Genomic DNA, 20,168 nt, shown 5'->3' with positions numbered 1-20,168 from the left:
GCAGAGTGCGACACCCGGTACGGCGTAGCTGGGCACCCTGGGCGCTGCTTCGTCTCGGGGGTGTGGCCTTCGTGCTCTGGGCGGTAGCGACGGTCACCTTCTTCGCGATCAGACTCATTCCCGGGGATCCCGCCGAGGCGATCCTGGGTGGCCCCGGTTCTCAGGCAAGCGCGGCGGCCCTTGCCCAAGCACGTGCCGACTACGGTCTCGACCAGCCGCTGTTCGTGCAATATCTGCACTATCTGGGGCGGATGCTGCGCGGCGATCTCGGCACCTCCTACGCGCTCAAACAGCCCGTGCTTGCCGTCGTCGGCGAGAATCTCGGCGGCACTCTCCTACTTGCGGTGGTGTCGTTGATCGTCGCGGCGGCGATCGCGCTCGCGCTGGCGGCCTGGAGCGCGCAGGGCGGGCGAGTAGCATCCGGAGTCAGCTGGCTACTCGAAGTTATCGCGGCGGCTGTGCCGCACTTCTGGCTGGCGATCAGCCTCATCCTGCTGTTCTCCACGACCCTGGGCTGGCTCCCTCCGGTGAGCGTGCCAGGCCCGATCGGACTCGTGCTCCCGATACTCACTCTCGCGCTCCCACTCTCCGGATTCCTCGCGCAGGTGATGCGCGAATCGATCCTCGACGCGATAGCATCACCCTTCGTGCTCGCCGCCCGGACCAGGGGTGAAGGATCCGGCGGTGTGTTCTGGCGTCATGCTCTGCGCCATGCGGCGATTCCCGCCATCGGACTGGCCGGCTGGGCTTTCGGCTCGCTCATCAGTGGGGCCGTCGTGGTCGAGACGATTTTCGCCCGGCCGGGCCTCGGCCGCAGCCTGCTGACCGCCGTGCAGCAGCGGGATGTTCCGCTCGTGCTTGGCGTCGTGCTCGTTGTTGCACTCGGCTACATGCTTGTCACCACCCTGACTGATCTCGCCGATCGTCTCGTGGACCCCCGGCTGCGTGCTTCATGAAGCGCCTGCTGGCCTGGATCGGAGTTACGGCACTTATTTTTCTGCTGATTGCGGCCCTCGCTCCAGGGCTGCTCGCACCCGCCGATCCGCTGGCCATCAACCCCACCCAGAGTTTTCGTGCACCGTCGTTTGACCACTTATTCGGTACCGATGAATCCGGCCGCGACATCTACACCCGCGTCATCCACGGCACCGGAGCATCCCTGCTCATCGGCGTCTCCGCCACTGCGATCGGCATCGGTCTCGCGCTGGTCTTCGGCCTGCTCGCCGGACTCGGGCCGCGCTGGCTCGACTTCGGCACGACTCGGTTTCTCGAGGTGCTGTTCGCCTTCCCCGGGCTGCTTCTCGCGCTGCTGTTCATCGTCGTCTACGGGCCAGGGGTCATCACGTCGACTATCGCCGTCGGGCTCGCTACCGCTCCCGGATATGCCCGCATCATCCGCAGCCGGGTTCTCGTGGTGCGGCGTGCGCCGTATCTCGAGGCGGCAGCAGTGCTCGGGCGGGGCTGGTGGTTTCGCCTCTGGCGACATCTGCTGCCGAACGTGGCCGGGTCGCTCTTCGTGCTGGTGACCCTCGGCATCGGCCAGTCGATCGTCTGGGCCTCCTCCCTCAGTTACCTCGGGTTGGGAGCGGTACCGCCCGCCGCCGAGTGGGGCGCGATGCTCTCGGCCGGGCGCACCTATCTCGCCTCCTTCTGGTGGATGACTTTCTTCCCCGGCCTGTTCATCATGATCAGCGCGGTGGCATCCACACTGGTTGGACGGGGACTGCAGGAACGGAATCGCGACTCGTGACTGCCCTCGTGAGCGTGCGTGACCTCGCCGTCGACTTCGGCGCGGCACCCGTCGTCTCCGACGTCTCGTTCGATATCGAGCCTGGGCAGTGCGTCGCGATCGTCGGGGAATCCGGGTCGGGCAAGAGTGTCACCGCACGTGCGTTGCTCGGTCTCACCGGCGGCACCGTTACAGCCTCTCAACTGCGATTCGACACCATCAACATCGCGGATGCCTCCCCGCGCCAGCTGCAACGCCTGCGCGGCCGCGACATCGGCTTCATCTCCCAGGGGGCCCTCGTCGCCCTCGATCCGCTGCGGCCGGTCGCACGGGAGATCGCCGACCCGCTTCGACTGCACGGCTCGCTCACCGCCGCAGAGAGACAGGCGCGCGTGCTCGAGCTGCTCACTCAGGTGGGAGTCCCGAACCCCGCACTGCGGGCATCCCAGCGCCCGGATGAACTCTCCGGCGGGCTTCGTCAACGTGCTGTCATCGCATCGGCAATCGCGATGCAGCCCCGGTTGCTGATCGCCGACGAGCCGACCACCGCCCTCGACACGACGGTGCAGGCCGGCATCCTGGATCTGCTCGAACGGCTGAGGGCTGAGGGCGCAGCGATCCTGCTGATCAGCCACGATCTGGCGGTGGTCAGCCGGCTGGCTTCGCACCTGCTCGTGATGAGCGGGGGTCGCGTGGTGGAGAGCGGCCCTACCGAGGAGGTGCTGACGGATCCGCAGCATCCGTACACCGCCAGCCTGATTGCGGCAGTGCCGATCGGACGAGCTCGCTTTGAGCGGCTGACGAATCGCCCAGCGGCGGCGGTGCCCGTCGAGTCCGTTGTGATGAAGCCCCATTCGGTCGAGCCCGCTTCGACTGAGCCCGCTTCGTTCGATCCCGCTTCGTTCGATCAGTACGAGGTGCTCTCCGCCGATGGACTCTGCAAGCGATACGGCTCCCTCCTGGCCGTCGACGACGTGAGCTTCTCCCTGCACCGCGGTCGCACCCTCGGAATCGTGGGCGAATCCGGCTCGGGCAAGACCACACTCGCCCGGCTCGTGCTTGCTCTCGAGCGACCGGATTCGGGAGACGTGACCCTCCTCGGCGAGCCGTGGACCGGCGTGCCAGAGTCCGCCCGACGAGCACGCCGCCCGCGCATCGGGGCGATCTACCAGGATGCCCTCAGTTCCTTCGATCCGCGCTGGAGCGTCCGGCGGATTCTTGCGGATGCCCTCGGCGGCTCGGCCGCAGTGCCGGCGCTCCTGGAATCGGTCGGCCTCACCCCCGAGCTGGCTGCTCGCCGCCCGCGGTATCTCTCCGGCGGCCAGCAGCAGCGTGTCGCGATCGCGCGTGCCATCGCGCCGCGCCCCGACATTTTGGTCTGCGACGAACCGGTGTCGAGCCTCGATGTCTCCGTGCAAGCGCAGGTGCTCGACCTCCTCGACGACCTGCAGCGCTCCCTCGGACTCAGCTATCTGTTCATCTCCCACGACCTCGGTGTCGTGCGCCACATGAGCGACGATGTGCTCGTGATGCGCGACGGCCGTGTGGTCGAATCGGGCCCGACGGGAGCAGTCTTCGGAGCGCCGCAGCACGACTACACGAAGGGGCTGATCGCGGCGACGCCGCGGCTGCCGTGAAAGACTTCATCGGATGAGTATCGAAACTCCCGCCTGGTGGACCTCCGCCGTCGTGTACCAGATCTACCCGCGCAGCTTCGCCGACTCCACCGGTGACGGCATCGGCGACCTCGGTGGCATCCGCGGCAAGCTGGACTACCTGCACGAGCTCGCGGTGGATGTCGTGTGGCTCTCCCCCATCTGTCGCTCACCGCAGGCCGACAACGGCTATGACTAAGCGACCACCAGGACATCGACCCACTCCTCGGATCGCTCGAGGAGTTCGACCAGCTGCTCGCCGAGGCGCACGCCCGCGGCATCAAGATCGTGATGGACCTCGTCGTGAATCACACGAGCGATGAGCATGCCTGGTTCTCTGAATCGCGCAGCTCACTCGCGAGCCCGAAGCGCGACTGGTATGTCTGGCGGGACGGCGTGGATGGTCGCGAGCCCAATCTCTGGCGCAGCCTGTTCGGCGGGCCGGCCTGGCAACTCGACGCGGCAACCGGACAGTACTACCTGCATCTCTTCGCGGTGAAGCAGCCCGATCTCAACTGGGAGAACCCGGAGGTGCGAGCCGCTGTGTAGTCGATGACGAACTGGTGGCTCGACCGCGGCGTCGATGGCTTCCGCATGGACGTGATCAACCTCATCGCGAAGGTGCAGTCCGACCTCGTCGGCGACAGCCCCAGCTTCGTGATGGGAGACCATCTGCACGACTACCTGCAGGAGATGAACCGCGAGGTCTTCGCCGGGCGGGAAGCAGACCTCATCACGGTGGGTGAGACACCCGGAGCCACGGTGGATGACGCCATCCGGTTCACGAGCTCCGACCGGCTCGAGCTCGACATGATATTCCAGTTCGAGCATGTCGGCCTCGACCACGGCCCGCGCACCAAGTTCGACAACGGGCCGCTCCAGCTCGCGGACCTCAAGCGTTCGCTCGGTCGCTGGCAAACCGGGCTTGCCGCGGCCGGCTGGAACAGCCTCTACTTCAGCAACCACGACCAGCCGCGTTCGGTCTCCCGTTTCGGTGACGACAGGCAGTTCCGGTACGAGTCCGCGACGCTGCTCGCCGCGATCCTGCACCTGCACCGCGGCACGCCCCACATCTACCAGGGCGACGAGATCGGCATGACGGATGCCGGCTTCACGACTATTGAGCAGTACCGGGACATCGAGTCGCTGAACTACTTCGACGAGGAGGTCGCGGCCGGAGCATCCCCCGCTACACTATTGGAGTCCCTCGCATTCCGCAGCCGCGACAACGCGCGCACGCCGGTGCCGTGGGATGCGACCCCCGGGGCCGGCTTCACGACCGGAACACCCTGGCTCGCCATCACGCCGAACCACGCCGCCATCAACGTCGCGACGGATCGGGCCTCGGGCTCCCGCTCGATCTTCGAGTTCTACCGCCGACTCATCGTCCTGCGGCACGGATCATCGGTCGTGTCGCTCGGCGACTTTGTAATGCTCGAGCCGGAGCATCCGACCCTCTACGCCTTCACGCGTTCGCTCGGTGGCGAGACGCTAGCTGTACTGCCCAGGGACGTTGGTTGAATCGATGTGACGACTCGCTGTAGTCGTTGCTGACGGGGTGAGGGCCTCCGGTTGAAGGTGGAAGTTGCTTAGACAACCGCTTCGACCAGGAGACCCTCATGTCCGACGCTAATGCTGCTTTGACTCCACGTCACCGTCTTCGGATCGCGCGTTTGATCATTGACGATGGATGGGCGGTCGCCGATGCCGCCCACCAGTTCAACGTGTCGTGGCCGACCGCGAAGCGGTGGGCCGACCGTTATGCGGCGATGGGCGCGGTGGGGATGGAGGACCGGTCCTCGCGCCCGCATCGCAGTCCGAACCGGACCGCGCCGGAGCTGGTGCGCAGGATCGGGCATCTGCGCTGGAAACAGCGCCTGGGACCGGTCGGCATCGGCTGGAAGCTCGACATGCCGGCCTCGACCGTCCACGCGGTCTTGGTACGGCTGCGGCTGAACCGTCTCCACCATGTTGACAAACGCACCGGCGAGGTCTCCCGGCGTTACGAGCACGACAAACCCGGTGCGATGATCCATGTCGATGTGACGAAGTTCGGCAACATACCCGACGGCGGCGGACACCGTTTCGTCGGCCGGCAGCAGGGCAACCGGAACCGAGCGGCGACTCCGGGAGTGCCTCGGAGTAAACACCGGAAACCGCTGATCGGGAAAGCATTCGTGCACACCGTCATCGACGACCACTCCTGCGTCGCCTATGCCGAGATCCACCGCGATCGGGGTGCTGCTCCGGGCGGTGTCCTGGTTCGCCGCGCGCGGCATCACTATCGAACGGGTGCTCTCCGACAACGGCTCCGCCTGAAAGTCCCACGCCTGGCGGGACGCCTGCGCCGAGCTGAACATCCGGGCGAAGAGAACCCGCCCCTACCGGCCGCAGACCAACGGGAAGATCGAACGCTTCCACCGCACCCTCGGCGAAGGCTGGGCCTTCAAACGGCAATACAACAGCGAATCAGCACGCCGCAACGCACTTCCAGCATGGCTCCACGAACACAATCACCACAGGCCCCACACCGCAATCGGAGGCCACCCACCCATCAGCCGGTTAACTAACCCGCCTAGGCAGTACAGCTAGTCGTCGTGGGCAACTTCTCTGCTGGCACCCTCGAACAACCGCCGTCTGTCGCGGGCGACCTGGTCAGCGGCGACTACGGCGAGGTAGCGGAAGTTGCGGGCGCGCTGCGGCCGCGGGAAGTGCGCGTGGCTCGGCAGGGGTGACATGCACGCTCGGATGTGTGGTCGATGCACGCAGAATTACTTCTGCACAACGTCCGACCCGGCGATGCGCTGGGCGACGTAGATGGGGATGATCGAGACCAGCACGAGTACTACGGCGATGACGTTCACGATCGGCGCTTGGTTCGGGCGGAACAGGTTGTTGAGAATCCAGATCGGCAGGGTCGTGACTCCCGTGCCAGCGGTGAAGGTCGTCACGATGATCTCATCGAAGCTCAGCGCGAAGGCGAGCAGTCCACCGGCGAGCAGAGCCGATCGCAGCTGCGGAAAGGTGACCAGCCGGAAGGTGGTCCAGAGTCCGCCACCGAGGTCTGCCGATGCCTCCTCGAGACTCGTGCCCATCCTCCGAAGGCGCGCGATCACGTTGTTGAAGACCGTGACGATGCAGAAGGTGACATGGGCGATGATTACGGTGAGGATCGAGAGCTGAATGCCCAGGATGGTGCGGAAGGCGTTGTTGAGCGCGATGCCCGTGATGATGCCCGGTAGGGCTATCGGCAGGATGACCAGCAGGCTCACGGTATCCCTGCCGAAGAACGTGTAGCGCTGAAGTGCCAGCGAGATGAGGGTGCCGAGCACGAGCGAGACGATCGTGGCGACAACGGCCACCTGCACGCTGGTGAGGATCGCGCCGAGCGCACCCGCGCTCTGGAACGCCTTGCCCCACCAGGCGAAGGTGAAGCCGGGCGGTGGCCAGGTGAGACTCTTGCTCGTGCTGAACGAGTTGATCAGCACCACGATCAGCGGCAGATAGATCGTGGCGAGGATGATCCCGGTGATCGTGCCGAGCACGGTGCGGCTGGTCCTGCTCACTCTCATGGCGCACCCCTCACAGGCTGTTCAGGGCTCCGGTGCGACGCACCGCGGCGAGGTAGACGAAGATGATCGCGATGGGGATGAGCGCAATCGCCGAGGCGAGCGGGAGGTTGTTGGCCGCGCCGACGTTGGTGTAGACGAGGTTGCCGAGCATCTGGTTCGCTCCGCCCACGATGTTGATGGTGATGTAGTCGCCGAGGGTCAGCGAGAAGCTGAAGATCGATCCGGCGACGATGGCCGGCCAGAGAAGCGGCAGCACGATCGAGCGGAGCGTTCGCCAGGTACCGGCACCAAGATCGCTGGATGCCTCGAGCAACGAATCGGGAACCCTCTCGAGCCCCGCATAGATCGGCAGGATCACGTAGGGCAGCCAGAGGTAGGCGAGGGTGATGACCGCCCCGGGGATGCCGTAGCCGGGAGTCGTGCCGCCGAAAGGCTGCACGATCCACTGGAAGATGCCGTCGTTCGACAACACGGACCGCCAGGCATATGCCTTGACCAGGTAGCTTGCCCAGAGGGGCATGAGGATCGCGATCACGAGGATGCGTTGCCACTTGGCCGACGCCACCTTCGCCATGAAGAAGGCGATGGGCAGCGCGATGACGATGTCCGCGATGGTGACCAGCACCGCCATGCCCAGCGTGCGCAGCGTGACGGACTGGTAGAGCGATCCGGTGAGTACGGTGATGATGTTGTCGAAGGTCCAGTCCGTGCGTACCTCACCGGTGAAGCTGTCGACCGTCCAGAACGCTGTGACGAGAAGAGCGACCAGGGCGGCGATATAGACCAGGCCGAGCCAGAACAACGGCGCGGAGATCAGCAACGCAAGACGCACCCGAACGTGGGAATACAGAAAGACCGAGGCCCGGTGACCCGCGCCATCCCGCACTCGAGTTTCGCTCTGCGTGGTCATGTCTCTCCAGACGATTCGTAGCTAGTGGAAGGTCGGCCGCCGCACCTGCCGGCGGCCGACCCGCGGGACTGTTAGCCCTTGATTTCCTGCCAGGCGGTGGTCCACTGCGAGTAGTCCGTGCATGTGACGTCGGTGCGACCGTCGAGACACTTCGCGATCGGCGTGGTCCAATACCAGATCTTCGACGCATAGTCCTCGTCACCGGCGTGGTAGGTCGCGCAGGTGTTCTTGTCCGCGGTGAAGTCACACGCCTGGGAGCTCGACGGCGCTTCACCGAAGTATTCCGTAGCCTGCGCGTTGACCTTCGGGCTGGCGATGTAGTCGAGCCACTTGTAGGCACAGTTCGGGCTCTTCGCCTTCGCCCCGACCATCCAGGTGTCCGACCATCCGGTCACCCCTTCGCTCGGCACCATGACATCCACGGCGGTGTCTGCCGCCATCGAGTTCTTGATGACCTGCCAGGTGGTGCCGACGACCGAGTCGCCCGTCTCGAAGGACTGGGTCGACTTGAGGTAGTCCGACCAGTACTCGCCGACGTTCGCGCGCTGCTCCCTGAGCAGGGAGACGGATGCCGCGAGCTGCTTGGCATCGAGCGAATACGGGTTCTTGATGCCGAGGGCCTTGTCGTGCGTCATCAGGTACATGGCGGCATCCGCAATGTAGATGGGCGAATCGTAGGCCGTGACCTTGCCCTTGTACGGCGAGGACTTGTCGAAGACGACATCCCACGAGGTGGGGGCTGTGGGGAAGGTCTTCGTGTTGTATGCGAGCAGATTTGCGCCGTAGCCGTGCGGGATTCCGTACGACTGGCCATCGACGCTGTTCCAGGCCTTGAGCTTCAGGAAGCTGTAGATGTCCTTGTAGCTCGGGATCAGGTCGGTATTGACCGGCGCGACCTGACGGGAGGCGATCAGGCGCAGGGTCAGGTCACCGGAGGCCGCCACTACGTCGTAGTTGCCACTCTTCATGAGGCTGAAGGCCTCGTCAGAGGTGCCGTAGACCTTGCTCGAGACCGCGCATCCGGTCTGATCCTCGAAGGACTTGACCCAGTTGACCGCCGGGTCGTTGCTGCCGTCTTCGACATAGCCGGGCCAGGCCAGAATCGACACGGTCTTCTCGCTGGCACCGAGCTTCGTCGCCTGCTTGAGGTCGCTCGAGGAGGTGGTGCCCGCTGTCGTGCCGCAGGCGGTGAGGGCGAGGGCGGCGACGGCCGCAATCGTGAGAGCGACCGTAACCCCCGATCGCCGGTGTGCCATGTGGGGTTTCATAACGTCTGTCTCCGATCGTTTGGTGTGCGGTGGGTGTTACGGCAGATCAAGGGGGGTGATGGCGGCGCTCGCCCATTCCGCGTGCACCCGTTCGCCCCTGCGATCACTCGGTGCTGTGGCGTCATCGCTCGCGGAGTTCTGCTCCAGCACGATGATTCTTTTTCCGGCATCGAGGTCGACGACGATGCGGGTGCTCGTTCCGACGTAAATCAGTTCGGCGATCGTTCCCGGTGCCGAACTCGTTGCGGCGGTGGGAGTCCCACGAAGCGCGATCCGTTCCGGTCGCACCGAGTTGGTGCCGCCGCGTCCGAGCAGGCTCTTCGACAGGGTCTCGTCGAAGATGTTGGAGGTTCCGACGAATGATGCGACAAAGGATGTCGTCGGCCGTTCGTAGATTTCGGTCGGCGTGCCGAGCTGCACGACCTTGCCGTTGTTGAACACGGCGATTCGGTCACTCAGCGTGAGCGCTTCCTCCTGGTCGTGGGTGACGAAGATGAAGGTGATGCCGAGCGAGCGCTGCAGCTCCTTCAGCTCCACCTGCATCTGCTCGCGCAGTTTCAGGTCAAGCGCCCCGAGCGGCTCGTCAAGCAGAAGCACCTTCGGTTTGACGACGGTCGCCCTGGCCAGCGCGACCCGCTGGCGTTGACCGCCGGAAAGCTCGCTGGGTTTGCGGGCTCCGTAGCTCGACAGGCGCACAGCATCCAGCGACTCCTGGGCGCGTGCGATGCGCTCGGCTTTCTTGACCCCACGCACGCGTAAGCCGTAGGCCACGTTCTCGAGCACGGTCATGTGGGGAAACAGGGCGTAGTCCTGAAAGACGGTATTGACGTCGCGATCGAATGGCGCAGTGCCCGTGACATCGCGACCTCGAAGCTGCACGGTGCCGGCAGTGGGCTGCTCGAACCCGGCAATGAGCCGCAGCACCGTGGTCTTGCCCGAGCCGGATGGACCGAGCATGGAGAAGAACTCCCCCTCGGCAATATCGAGATCCACACCGTCGACGGCGTTGACCGAACCGAAGGATTTGGTCAGACCGGTGAGCCGGATTGCGGGCACCGCGATCGGTTCTTGCTGCACGAAGGGTCTCCTCTGATCGATCGCTAGCTAAATCATATGGAAACAGACGTCTTAGGCAAACTGCCGCTATCCTTGCCGCTATTACAGTCGGATAACAAGTCTTCGCGAGAGCGGTAGGTGCAATGCCACGGTTGATTCGCCCGTCGGCCCTCACGAGAGGTGCCGTCTTCGCCCCCCTCGGGGGTTCCGGCCGTGCCGGACTGGTCGAGAAGAGGCTGACCGATGCCATCGTGCTCGGCGTTCTCGCGCACGGCGAGCGTCTTCCGCGCGAGGCCGACCTCGCGCAGAGTCTCGGCGTCGCCACCGTGACTGCCCGTGAAGCTCTCGAATCCCTGCGTGACAAGGGTCTGATCAAAACCGTGCGGGGCAGGGGCGGCGGCAGCTTCGTCATCGGACATCAGGCGGGCAGGGCACCACTCGCGGATGCGCGCATCCTCGAGACATCCAGTGTCGATCTGCGCGACATCGGTGCGTACTACAGCGTGATCGGTGCGGGTGCCGCCGAGCAGGCTGCCGAGCATGCGTCCATCGACGACGTGGAGAACCTGCGGCGCATCGTGGGCATCACTGACTTTACCGAGGAGGGTTCGACGCGGCGCAGTGAGATGAACTTCCATCTGGAATTGGCCGCGCTCAGCCTCTCCGCGCGCTTGGTTCGCGAAGAGATGCGGTTTCAGGCTGAGATCGGGCCGATCCTGTGGCTGAGCACGCAGGATGATGCCTGCCGCTCGGCGAGCAGGAGTGCCCACCTGCAGATCGTGCAGGCCATCGGGAATGTCGACGGCGAGGCCGCACGACGATTGACTACAGAGCACATCACCGCGACGGTCGACTGGCTGATCGAAGCGAAGTGCGAGTTGGAAAGAGGCCGGTAGCTTCCCATGACTGAACTCACGCGTCTCGCACGGGATGCCCCCGCCGCCGCCTGCATCACGGCCGTCTCCGAGGTGTTCACCGCGATCCTCGGTCGAGTCTCCGCCTGGCGTGATGAGCTCCTCGTGGCGGTTGAGGCACACCCACCGACCCGCATCACGCTCGATGCGCTGGTCGAGTCGCTCGTACTGCCCGCCCTCTCCGAGCGGCCGACCGCCATCATCGGGGCAGGTTTCGTGGCGACCCCCGGCTATCTGCCAGACTCGTACTGGCACCTGGCCTGGTGGTTGGGAGAACAGAACACCCTCAGGCTCGAACCCGGCGCCACGGCACCCACCCGGCGTCTCGCGACCGTCACCGACCCGACGTCCGACCAGTTCCGCGACTACACGAACCTCGAGTGGTGGCGCGTTCCCGAGCGCACTGGCTCCCCGCACATCACCGGACCATACGTCGACTACCTCTGCACAGACGATTACACCCTCACTGTGACGATGCCGGTCTACTCCTCGGCCGCGCTGATCGGCATGGTGGGTGTGGACAGCTACGTCAAGAACATCGAGTCGCTGCTGCTGCCGCACCTGTACGGCATCGGATGCGCGGCAACGGTCGTCAACGCAACCGGACGGGTGGTCGCCTCAAGCGACCCGCACCGCGCGCCGGGGTCGATCCTGCGGATCGCCGGTCTGAGCGAACAGCTGCACAGCTGGAGCGCCTCGACGAACAGCGAAGCCCCTCACTCACCGCTACCAGGGGGCGAGTTGGTGCTGGAATGCCCCGGAACGAGCCTCGCGCTCGTGCTGGAGAACTGAAGCGAAGCGCAGTTTCGGCGGAGTGGAGGAGGCGCGCGCGGATGCCGCCGCTCGCCCGTCACAAACTGCTGTCCCCGCGAGGCGGGAGAGCGTTTCGTGGCAGCTGGGCTGCCGGTGGGCGCGGACGCCGCCGCCCAGCCGGACGGGATCCTGCTGTGCCCGTTCCCTCACATGCTCGTGCACAACTACGGCTGGCAAATTCTTCGACCGATGCCGAGTAGGAGTCTCGCCCTCACGGAGTTGCTGCCGAGCCGGCTGGTGGTCTGATTCGTTGCCGCGGCCACGCCCACCCCTCTCCGGTAGAATTAGGCCACCTTCACATTCAGGCACCTCTTCATCGACTCGGTGCCGCCAATATAGAACCGGAGAACGCCATGGCGTCCGACATGCCGCGCAGCGAGATTCCCGAAAAGCCCGCCCTCGAAGGGCTCGAAGCAAAGTGGGATGCAGCCTGGGAGACCGCCGGCACACATCGGTTCAATCGGGCGAACGCGACCAAAGACAACGTCTTCTCCATCGATACTCCGCCGCCAACGGCATCCGGAAGCCTGCATATCGGGCACGTCTTCAGCTACACCCACATGGACCTCATCGCGCGTTACCAGCGCATGCGGGGCAAAGATATTTTCTACCCGATGGGCTGGGACGATAATGGCCTGCCCACCGAGCGGCGCGTGCAGAACTATTACGGGGTGCGCTGCGACCCGACGCTGCCTTACGATCCCGGCTTCACCCCGCCGCTAGAGGGAGGAGACAACGCGTCATCAAAAGCCGCAGACCAGCTCCCAGTCTCTCGGCGCAACTTCATCGAATTGTGCGAGCGGCTCACCGTCGAAGACGAGAAGCAGTTCGAAGATGTCTGGCGCAAGCTGGGCCTCAGCGTCGACTGGACGCAGAGCTACCGCACCATCGGCGACGACGCCCAGACTGCTGCCCAACGCGCATTTCTGCGCAATCTTGCTCGCGGTGAGGCGTATCAGGCGGATGCCCCGACCCTGTGGGACGTCACGTTCCGCACCGCCGTGGCCCAGGCCGAGCTCGAAGACAAGGAACAGCCAGCGGCGTATCACCGCCTCGCGTTCCATGCCGCGCCGACCGCGGAAAACCCCAGCGCCGACGTATTCATCGAAACCACCCGCCCGGAACTGCTCGCGGCCTGCGTGGCGCTCGTCGCCCATCCGGATGACGAGCGGTACCAACACCTGTTCGGCAGCACTGTGACAACTCCCCTGTTCGGTGTCGAGGTACCGGTGCGCGCGCATCACCTCGCTCAGAAAGACAAGGGATCCGGCATCGCGATGGTCTGTACGTTCGGCGACGTGACCGACGTGGTCTGGTGGCGTGAGCTCGACCTTCCGAATCGCACGATCATCGGCCGCGACGGACGCATCGTGACGGATGCGCCCCAGGCGATCACCGGTGAGGCTGCGCTCGCGGCCTACGCCGAGCTCGCGGGCAAGACGGTCTTCAGCGCCAAGGCGAAGACCGTGGAGCTGCTGAAGGCCAGCGGAGAGATGATCGGCGAACCGAAGCCGATGATGCACGCGGTCAAGTTCTTCGAAAAGGGCGACAAGCCGCTCGAGATCGTGTCGACCCGGCAGTGGTACATCCGCAACGGAGCGAGGGACGAGACGCTGCGCGACACCCTGCTCGAGCGCGGACGCGAGGTCAACTTCGCCCCCGACTTCATGCGCGTGCGCTACGACAACTGGGTCAACGGCCTCACCGGCGACTGGCTCATCTCCCGCCAGCGGTTCTTCGGCGTGCCGATCCCGGTCTGGTATGCGCTGGACGCCGATGGCGAGAAGGGCACCGTGATCGTGCCAGGCGAAGACGCGCTTCCGGTGGACCCGGCATCCGCTCCCGCGCCCGGATTCGACGAGAGCCAGCGGGGTGTGCCCGGCGGTTTCATCGGCGAAGTCGACATCATGGACACGTGGGCCACCTCCTCGCTCACCCCGCAGATCGCGGGCGGCTGGGAGCGGGATCCGGAGCTCTTCAACCTCGTGTTCCCCTACTCGCTGCGCAGCCAGGGGCAGGACATCATCCGCACCTGGCTGTTCTCCACGATGCTGCGTGCCGAGCTCGAGAATCACACCGTGCCGTGGAAGAACGCCGGAATCTCTGGCTTCATCGTGGACCCTGACCGCAAGAAGATGTCGAAGTCCAAGGGCAACGTGGTCACCCCCGCGGCAATGCTGGACGAGCACGGATCGGATGCGGTGCGCTACTGGGCGGCCTCGAGCCGGCTGGGCACCGACGCGGCTTTCGACCCGCAGAATCCGAAGCAGATCAAGATCGGGCGACGCCTCGCGATCAAGGTGCTGAATGCCGCCAAGTTCGTCTACGGCTTTCCCCTGCCCACAGAAGAATTCGCAGACTCCGTCACCAAAGCGCTCGACATCGACATGCTCGCCGAACTCTCGACGGTAGTGGCCACCGCCACCGCAGCCTTCGATTCCTTCGAACACGCCAAGGCCCTCGAGGTCACCGAGAAGTTCTTCTGGACCTTCTGCGACGACTACCTCGAACTGGTGAAGGAACGGGTCTACTCCACCGACTCACCGCAGAGCCAAGCCTCCGCGGTCACGGCACTGCGCACAGCACTGGAGGTGATGCTGCGCCTGTTCGCGCCGTTCATCCCGTTCGCGACCGAGGAGGTATGGTCGTGGACCCACGACGGTTCAGTGCACGTCACGCAGTGGCCGACCGCGCCGACCGACGCCCTGCCCACTGGTCTCCTTGCCCTAGTCGGGGAGGCGCTCATCGGCATCCGCCGTGCGAAGACGGACGCGAAGGCGTCGCAGAAGGCGGATGTCACATCCGCAACCATCAGCGGGCCGGCTCTGCTGCGGCTCGCCAGTGACGAGCTGCGCGATGTCGGTCGCATTGCCAGCCTCGATTTCGTGGAGGCTGCCGAGATCACAGTGAGCAATGTTGTGCTCGCCCCGACACCAGAAGAGAACTAATCATGCAAATGGGCACACGCTGGGCTGTGGGCGCCGAGGCACCCGCGCGCCTGCCACAACTTGTCATCGACGCCGTGAAGTCAGTCGAAGCCGAGCTCGAGGGGATCGATACGAGCCTGCTGCGGTGGACGCTCACCTGGCTCGAGGGTAACCCGGTCGTGGAACTCGACGACGGCACGGTCATCCGCTATTCCGGTGGCGAGGCGTTCATTGTGGCGCCGGGGAACGACACCCCCGTCGACTAGGGCGGCACTGTCGACCAGGGCGGCACTGTCGACGCACCTTCGGCTACGGCGTTCGAGGCCGGAGCGCCGATGCTGGCCGTAGTCTGGTGAGATGCCAATTGAGAATCCCTTCTTCGCGCCCAGCACTCTTGCTTACGGTCTGCCGCCCTTCGCAGACATCATGGATGACCACTACCGCCCGGCATTTGACCGCGGTTTTGCGGAACAGCTTGCCGAGATCGCGAGCATCACCCAAAACGGCGACGCACCCACTTTCGCGAACACAATGATCCCCCTCGAGATCTCCGGACAGACCCTCGACCGCGTCGCAACGGTGTTCTACAACAAAAGCTCGGCTGACAGCACCGACTTCACCAATGCCCTCGAGGAGGAGATCGCTCCCCTGCTTGCCGCTCACTCCGACGCGATCAAGCTCGATGCCCAGCTCTATTCGCGCATCAGAACCATTCACGACCAGCTCAACGACCTCGAGCTCAACATCGATGCAGAGTCTCGCTACCTGGTTGAGCGGTACTACGCGGAGTTCACCCTTGCCGGTGCCGGGCTCGATGAGGGGCAGAAAGCGAAACTGCGGGAGTTCAACCAGAAACTTTCCACCCTCACCACACGGTTCGAGAAGAATCTCCTTACCGACACCAATGAGCTCGCGGTCGTGATCGACGATGTCGCCGAACTCTCCGGACTCGAAGCCGGCGAGATTTCCGCGGCTGCGGAAGCGGCAAAGGAACGCGGTCTCGAGGGCAAGTACCTCGTGACCCTGGTGCTGCCGACCGGTCATCCGTATCTGGACGCCCTCACCGATCCCACCGTGCGCGCCCGAATCATGGATGCCTCGCGAGCGCGCGGCAGTCGTGGCGGGGCGAACGACAATCGTGAACTGGTGCTGGAGATCACGCACCTGAGGGCGCAGCGAGCGCGCCTGCTCGGCTTCGACAACCATGCCGCCTATGTGACCGCCGACGAGACGGCAAAGACCCCCGAAGCGGTGGCGGCGATGCTCGGTCGACTCGCTCCGGTTGCGGCCCGCAACGCGCGCAGTGAGCAAGCCGACCTGCAACTTCAGGTCGCGGATGGCGCGGCAATCACCGCGGCCGACTGGGCCTTTTACACCGAAAAGGTGCGCATCGCGAAGTACGACGTCGATACGGCGCAGATGCGTCCGTACTTCGAGGCGGAGCGAGTACTGCAGGACGGCGTGTTCTTCGCCGCGAACCAGGTCTACGGGGTCACCTTCACCGAGCGGACTGACCTCACGGCGTACCATCCGGATGCCCGCGTCTTCGAGGTGCGCAACGATGATGGCTCGCCGGTGGGACTGTACGTTCTCGACCTCTATACGCGAGACTCCAAGCGCGGCGGAGCGTGGATGAACCCCCTCATCTCGCAGAACTCGCTTCTGGATCATTCCGTGACCGTCGTGAACAACCTGAATGTGCCCAAGCCCGCCGCCGGTGAGCCGACTCTGCTCACCTACGACGAGGTGAACACCTTCTTCCACGAGTTCGGGCATGCGCTGCACGGACTGTTCGCCCGCGTCACCTACCCCAAGTTCGCCGGAACGAACGTTTTTCGGGACTTCGTCGAGTTTCCGAGCCAAGTGAACGAAATGTGGATGCTCTGGCCAGAGATCCTCGCAAATTACGCCGTGCACTACCAGACCGGCGAGCCGATGCCTGCGGCGTTCGTGGAGAAGATCCAGGCGTCATCCGCCTTCAATGAGGGCTTCAAGACCAGCGAGTATCTTGCTGCGGCGATGCTCGACCAGGCCTGGCACCGGCTTTCGGCCGACGACATTGTGCACGATGTTGCCAAGTTCGAGGCCGAAGCACTCGCCGCCGTCGGTCTGGACAATCCGGCGGCGCCGACCCGGTATTCGAGCGCCTACTTTGCGCACACCTTCTCCGGCGGCTACGACGCGGGCTACTACTCCTACATCTGGAGCGAGGTGCTGGATGCCGACACCGTCGACTGGTTCACCGAGAACGGCGGACTTACGCGGGCCAATGGCGACCACTTTCGGGCCCGGCTACTGGGCGTGGGCGGATCGAAGGATCCGCTCGAGGCCTACCGTGACTTCCGCGGCCGGGATGCCGTGATCGAGCCGCTGCTGAAGCGCCGGGGTTTGCTCGGCGCCTGAGGTTGCCCGCGCCTGGGTCCGGTCGGTAGCAGCCGTCCGGGCTCAGGCTGCGCGGCGACGCCAGCCGAGCCAGAGCATGACGAGGGCCCCGACCAGCAATCCCCAGAAGGCGGAGCCAACTCCCCCGACGACGATTCCGGATGCCGTCACGAGAAAGGTGAGCACTGCGGCAAGCCGCTGTGAGGCATCCTCTACCGCTGCGACCACGGCTCCGATCAGGGCGCTGAGCAATGCGAGCCCCGCCACCGCCTCGATGAGAAGAGGCGGTGAGGCCGCGACGAACGCCGTCGCGACTCCGGCAAGGAGCCCGAGTGCGATGTAGGTTCCCCCCGCTGAAACCGGGGCGATCCACCGTCGGGAGCGGTCGGGGGATGCCTCGGGCCCAGCCGTCAGCGCTTGGGTGAGCGCTGCGAAGTTGACGGTGATGCCGCCGAACATGGCACCGACACCGGAGAGTATGCCCGATGACACGAGCGCCGAACGCACGGGCGCCTGGTATCCGAAGTTGTTAAGAATGGCGGCACCCGGGATGTTCTGCCCGGCCATCGTGACGATGAACAGAGGAATCGCGAGGCTCACGACCACGCGGAAATCGAAGACCGGTGCCACGAATACGACCTGCGGTGCGAGGTGTGCACCGGTGAGCCATCCGGAGCCGGCAGTGGTGGCAAGCAGCACTCCGGTAAGCACGATGGCGGCGGGCACAGCCCAGCGCGGTGCAAGCCGATAGAGCACGAGCCAGACCAGGATCACCGGGATCGCCAGCAACGGGATGGCGACCGCCGCCTTCACGGGCGCGAGACACAGCGGAAGCAGGATGCCGGCAAGCATTGCACTCGAAATCGGTCGCGGAATGCGAGTGATCAGACGCTCGAGCGCCGGCCAGAGCCCGACGAGCACAATGAGTGCCGCGGCGACGATGAATGCCGCGACCGCCTCCGCGAACCGCCCGGTCACCCCCGATGTCGCGACGAGAAGTGCCGCCCCCGGGGTGCTCCAGGCGAACTTCACCGGAACCCGATAAATGGCGCTCAAGATTATGGACAGCATCCCCTGAACAACGCAGATCACCAATAATCCGGACGCCGCTTGCGAGTTTGTCGCTCCGACCGCTGCGAGACCCGCGAGCACGATCGCAAATGAGCTCGAGAACCCGGTGATGGCGGCGACGATTCCCGCGATGATCGGCTGGACTATGGGATATCGGTGCTTTCTCGGTGAAGTCCCACGCGGCACGGGGAAAGTTCCCTCAGCCTAGGGGCGTGGGCACCCGCGCGTCCCGGGCCAATCGCGTATGCGTGGCCCTGGTCGATCCGCACATCCGCCGCTCTAACCCGGGCGGTTTCGGACGATCTGGGCCAGCGTGCCAGCCCGGAGTGTCCGAACTCGCCCGGATCGTCGCCCGCATCCGCGGATCAGGCCGACTTCTCCTGGCGCGCTGCTTTGTGGTTGACGATCGTCGGAAGGGCGTTTTCGAGCACGGCGGCCTTGGTAACGATTACCCGGGCAATCGCGTCGTTCGACGGAACGTCGAACATGATCGGCCCAAGCACCTCTTCCATAATCGACCGGAGGCCGCGTGCACCGGTCTGGCGCAGCACGGCGAGGTCGGCGATGGCCTCGAGAGCGTCCTGCTCGAAGTCGAGGACCACACCGTCGAGGTCGAACATGCGCTGATACTGGCGCACGAGGGCGTTCTTCGGCTTCGTGAGAATCTGCATCAGTGCCACCTGATCGAGTGGCGTGACCGTCGCAACGACCGGGAGGCGACCGATGAACTCGGGGATGAGCCCGAACTTGTGCAGGTCTTCCGGCAGCACCTCGCCGAACAGGTTGACGTCATCGCCCTTGCTGTGCAGCGGAGCGCCGAAACCGATGCCCTTCTTGCCTGCGCGCTGAGAGATGATCTCCTCGAGACCAGCGAAGGCGCCCGCAACAATGAAGAGCACGTTGGTGGTGTCGACCTGGATGAACTCCTGATGCGGATGCTTGCGACCACCCTGCGGCGGAACCGAAGCAATTGTGCCCTCGAGAATTTTCAAGAGTGCCTGCTGCACGCCCTCGCCCGAGACATCCCGAGTGATGGACGGATTCTCGGCCTTGCGGGCGATCTTGTCGATCTCGTCGATGTAGATGATGCCGGTCTCGGCGCGCTTGACGTCGTAGTCAGCGGCCTGAATCAGTTTGAGGAGGATGTTCTCTACGTCTTCGCCGACGTAGCCTGCCTCGGTCAGGGCCGTGGCATCCGCCACAGCAAAGGGCACGTTGAGGCGTTTGGCGAGGGTTTGGGCGAGGTAGGTCTTGCCACACCCGGTGGGACCAATCAGCAGAATGTTGGACTTTGCGATCTCCACGTCATCGATCAGGGCATCCGCCGAAGTGATGGTGTTGCGAGCGCGGATGCGCTTGTAGTGGTTGTAGACCGCGACCGAGAGGGCCTTCTTCGCCGCCTCCTGCCCGATCACGTATTCCTCGAGGAAGTCAAAGATCTCGCGGGGCTTAGGAAGCTCGAACTCGCTGGAGGATTCCTCGCCGGCCTCGGCCAGTCGCTCCTCGATGATCTCGTTACACAGCTCGACACACTCGTCGCAGATGTAGACGCCAGGGCCAGCAATCAGCTGCTGCACTTGCTTCTGGCTTTTGCCACAAAAGGAACACTTGAGCAGATCGGCGCTCTCACCTATACGTGCCATGCTCGGCCTCCTCCTGGTTTGGGCCCGTGCTGTTCCCGCTGTGTGGGAACCGCAGCCCTGCAATCAGCGGGTTGTCTGACACGACCTCGGGTCAGATACTGAGCCTAACGCGAGTAGACGACACTGTTCGTACCATGACGTGGTTCGGCCCGGCGAGCCGCCGTGACCTTCGCTGATTTGCGACGGATCTAGACTTGGTTTCGTACAGTCATGACGCACGGACCGGGA

At 64.6% G+C, this 20,168-nt stretch carries 16 protein-coding genes and 2 pseudogenes; 11 read left to right on the top strand and 7 right to left on the bottom strand.

Translation table 11 applies throughout. The annotated features are described in order from the left end of the window. Positions 1–5: 5 nt before the first annotated feature. The 5 genes and pseudogenes from IWX88_RS04280 (at position 6) to IWX88_RS04260 (ending at position 5,976) form a co-directional block, all read left to right on the top strand. A complete protein-coding gene (locus tag IWX88_RS04280) occupies positions 6–956 on the top strand; it encodes an ABC transporter permease (RefSeq protein WP_196827872.1) in 951 nt (316 codons plus the stop codon). Then, the gene (locus IWX88_RS04275; RefSeq protein WP_196827476.1) at positions 953–1,750 is read left to right on the top strand and encodes an ABC transporter permease; all 798 of its coding nucleotides are present in this window, start codon (positions 953–955) and stop codon (positions 1,748–1,750) included. The genes IWX88_RS04280 and IWX88_RS04275 overlap by 4 nt, the downstream gene beginning before the upstream one ends. Continuing rightward, a complete protein-coding gene (locus IWX88_RS04270; RefSeq protein ID WP_196827474.1) occupies positions 1,747–3,366 on the top strand; it encodes an ABC transporter ATP-binding protein in 1,620 nt (539 codons plus the stop codon). Before IWX88_RS04275 ends, IWX88_RS04270 begins: the two co-directional genes overlap by 4 nt. Before the next feature lie 13 nt (positions 3,367–3,379). Further along, positions 3,380–4,887: pseudogene (locus IWX88_RS04265) on the top strand (alpha-glucosidase); the annotation flags it as partial. A 116-nt stretch (positions 4,888–5,003) separates the two neighbouring features. Continuing rightward, positions 5,004–5,976, top strand: a pseudogene (locus IWX88_RS04260) (IS481 family transposase). Here IWX88_RS04260 and IWX88_RS04255 read toward each other — a convergent pair. The 5 genes from IWX88_RS04255 to IWX88_RS04235 all read right to left on the bottom strand — a co-directional run bounded on the left by IWX88_RS04255 (position 5,973) and on the right by IWX88_RS04235 (position 10,211). Beyond that, a complete protein-coding gene (locus IWX88_RS04255) occupies positions 5,973–6,122 on the bottom strand; it encodes a hypothetical protein (protein ID WP_196827472.1) in 150 nt (49 codons plus the stop codon). The pseudogene IWX88_RS04260 and the gene IWX88_RS04255 overlap by 4 nt on opposite strands. Positions 6,123–6,155: 33 nt before the next feature. Further along, the gene (locus IWX88_RS04250; protein WP_196827470.1) at positions 6,156–6,956 is read right to left on the bottom strand and encodes an ABC transporter permease; all 801 of its coding nucleotides are present in this window, start codon (positions 6,954–6,956) and stop codon (positions 6,156–6,158) included. A gap of 10 nt (positions 6,957–6,966) precedes the next feature. Continuing rightward, complete coding sequence (locus IWX88_RS04245; protein ID WP_196827468.1) at positions 6,967–7,866, bottom strand: ABC transporter permease; 900 nt, start codon at positions 7,864–7,866, stop codon at positions 6,967–6,969. Between the two features lie 71 nt (positions 7,867–7,937). Beyond that, positions 7,938–9,122, bottom strand: coding sequence for an ABC transporter substrate-binding protein (locus IWX88_RS04240; protein ID WP_196827466.1), 1,185 nt, complete (start codon positions 9,120–9,122; stop codon positions 7,938–7,940). Positions 9,123–9,170: 48 nt separating this feature from the next. After that, positions 9,171–10,211: an ABC transporter ATP-binding protein gene (locus IWX88_RS04235; protein ID WP_370568161.1), complete on the bottom strand. Its 1,041-nt coding sequence runs from the start codon at positions 10,209–10,211 to the stop codon at positions 9,171–9,173. 122 nt (positions 10,212–10,333) lie between these two features. Between IWX88_RS04235 and IWX88_RS04230 the strand changes: the two genes are divergently transcribed. The 6 genes from IWX88_RS04230 to IWX88_RS04205 all read left to right on the top strand — a co-directional run bounded on the left by IWX88_RS04230 (position 10,334) and on the right by IWX88_RS04205 (position 17,247). Further along, positions 10,334–11,086: a FadR/GntR family transcriptional regulator gene (locus tag IWX88_RS04230; protein ID WP_196827464.1), complete on the top strand. Its 753-nt coding sequence runs from the start codon at positions 10,334–10,336 to the stop codon at positions 11,084–11,086. Positions 11,087–11,092: 6 nt separating this feature from the next. After that, complete coding sequence (locus IWX88_RS04225; protein ID WP_196827462.1) at positions 11,093–11,896, top strand: cache domain-containing protein; 804 nt, start codon at positions 11,093–11,095, stop codon at positions 11,894–11,896. A 96-nt stretch (positions 11,897–11,992) separates the two neighbouring features. Further along, entirely contained in the window at positions 11,993–12,163 is a 171-nt protein-coding gene (locus IWX88_RS04220; RefSeq protein ID WP_196827460.1) for a hypothetical protein, read from the top strand. A 107-nt stretch (positions 12,164–12,270) separates the two neighbouring features. Beyond that, positions 12,271–14,865: a valine--tRNA ligase gene (gene valS, locus IWX88_RS04215; protein WP_196827458.1), complete on the top strand. Its 2,595-nt coding sequence runs from the start codon at positions 12,271–12,273 to the stop codon at positions 14,863–14,865. An 8-nt stretch (positions 14,866–14,873) separates the two neighbouring features. Then, entirely contained in the window at positions 14,874–15,110 is a 237-nt protein-coding gene (locus IWX88_RS04210) for a hypothetical protein (RefSeq protein WP_231368756.1), read from the top strand. A gap of 91 nt (positions 15,111–15,201) precedes the next feature. Beyond that, complete coding sequence (locus IWX88_RS04205) at positions 15,202–17,247, top strand: M3 family metallopeptidase (protein ID WP_196827454.1); 2,046 nt, start codon at positions 15,202–15,204, stop codon at positions 17,245–17,247. 42 nt (positions 17,248–17,289) lie between these two features. Here IWX88_RS04205 and IWX88_RS04200 read toward each other — a convergent pair whose 3' ends face one another. After that, entirely contained in the window at positions 17,290–18,483 is a 1,194-nt protein-coding gene (locus IWX88_RS04200) for a benzoate/H(+) symporter BenE family transporter (RefSeq protein WP_370568160.1), read from the bottom strand. A gap of 179 nt (positions 18,484–18,662) precedes the next feature. Then, positions 18,663–19,940 carry an ATP-dependent Clp protease ATP-binding subunit ClpX gene (gene clpX, locus IWX88_RS04195; RefSeq protein WP_196827452.1) on the bottom strand — a complete coding sequence of 426 codons (1,278 nt, stop codon included), beginning with the start codon at positions 19,938–19,940 and terminating at the stop codon, positions 18,663–18,665. Positions 19,941–20,168 lie beyond the last annotated feature (228 nt).

It is taken from the genome of Frigoribacterium sp. CG_9.8, assembly GCF_015751965.1.
In the GTDB taxonomy this organism is placed as follows: domain Bacteria; phylum Actinomycetota; class Actinomycetes; order Actinomycetales; family Microbacteriaceae; genus Lacisediminihabitans.
Note: the sequence above shows the minus strand (reverse complement) of the source record. Positions and strands in the feature narration are given on the sequence as shown.

Coding starts and splice junctions, on each gene's coding strand:
- IWX88_RS04275 (WP_196827476.1), top strand. CDS start 953: ATGAAGCGCCTGCTGGCCTGGATCGGAGTTACGGCACTTATTTTTCTG.
- clpX (WP_196827452.1), bottom strand. CDS start 19,940: ATGGCACGTATAGGTGAGAGCGCCGATCTGCTCAAGTGTTCCTTTTGT.
- IWX88_RS04255 (WP_196827472.1), bottom strand. CDS start 6,122: ATGTCACCCCTGCCGAGCCACGCGCACTTCCCGCGGCCGCAGCGCGCC.
- IWX88_RS04230 (WP_196827464.1), top strand. CDS start 10,334: ATGCCACGGTTGATTCGCCCGTCGGCCCTCACGAGAGGTGCCGTCTTC.
- IWX88_RS04240 (WP_196827466.1), bottom strand. CDS start 9,122: ATGGCACACCGGCGATCGGGGGTTACGGTCGCTCTCACGATTGCGGCC.
- IWX88_RS04205 (WP_196827454.1), top strand. CDS start 15,202: ATGCCAATTGAGAATCCCTTCTTCGCGCCCAGCACTCTTGCTTACGGT.
- valS (WP_196827458.1), top strand. CDS start 12,271: ATGGCGTCCGACATGCCGCGCAGCGAGATTCCCGAAAAGCCCGCCCTC.
- IWX88_RS04210 (WP_231368756.1), top strand. CDS start 14,874: ATGGGCACACGCTGGGCTGTGGGCGCCGAGGCACCCGCGCGCCTGCCA.
- IWX88_RS04225 (WP_196827462.1), top strand. CDS start 11,093: ATGACTGAACTCACGCGTCTCGCACGGGATGCCCCCGCCGCCGCCTGC.
- IWX88_RS04245 (WP_196827468.1), bottom strand. CDS start 7,866: ATGACCACGCAGAGCGAAACTCGAGTGCGGGATGGCGCGGGTCACCGG.
- IWX88_RS04250 (WP_196827470.1), bottom strand. CDS start 6,956: ATGAGAGTGAGCAGGACCAGCCGCACCGTGCTCGGCACGATCACCGGG.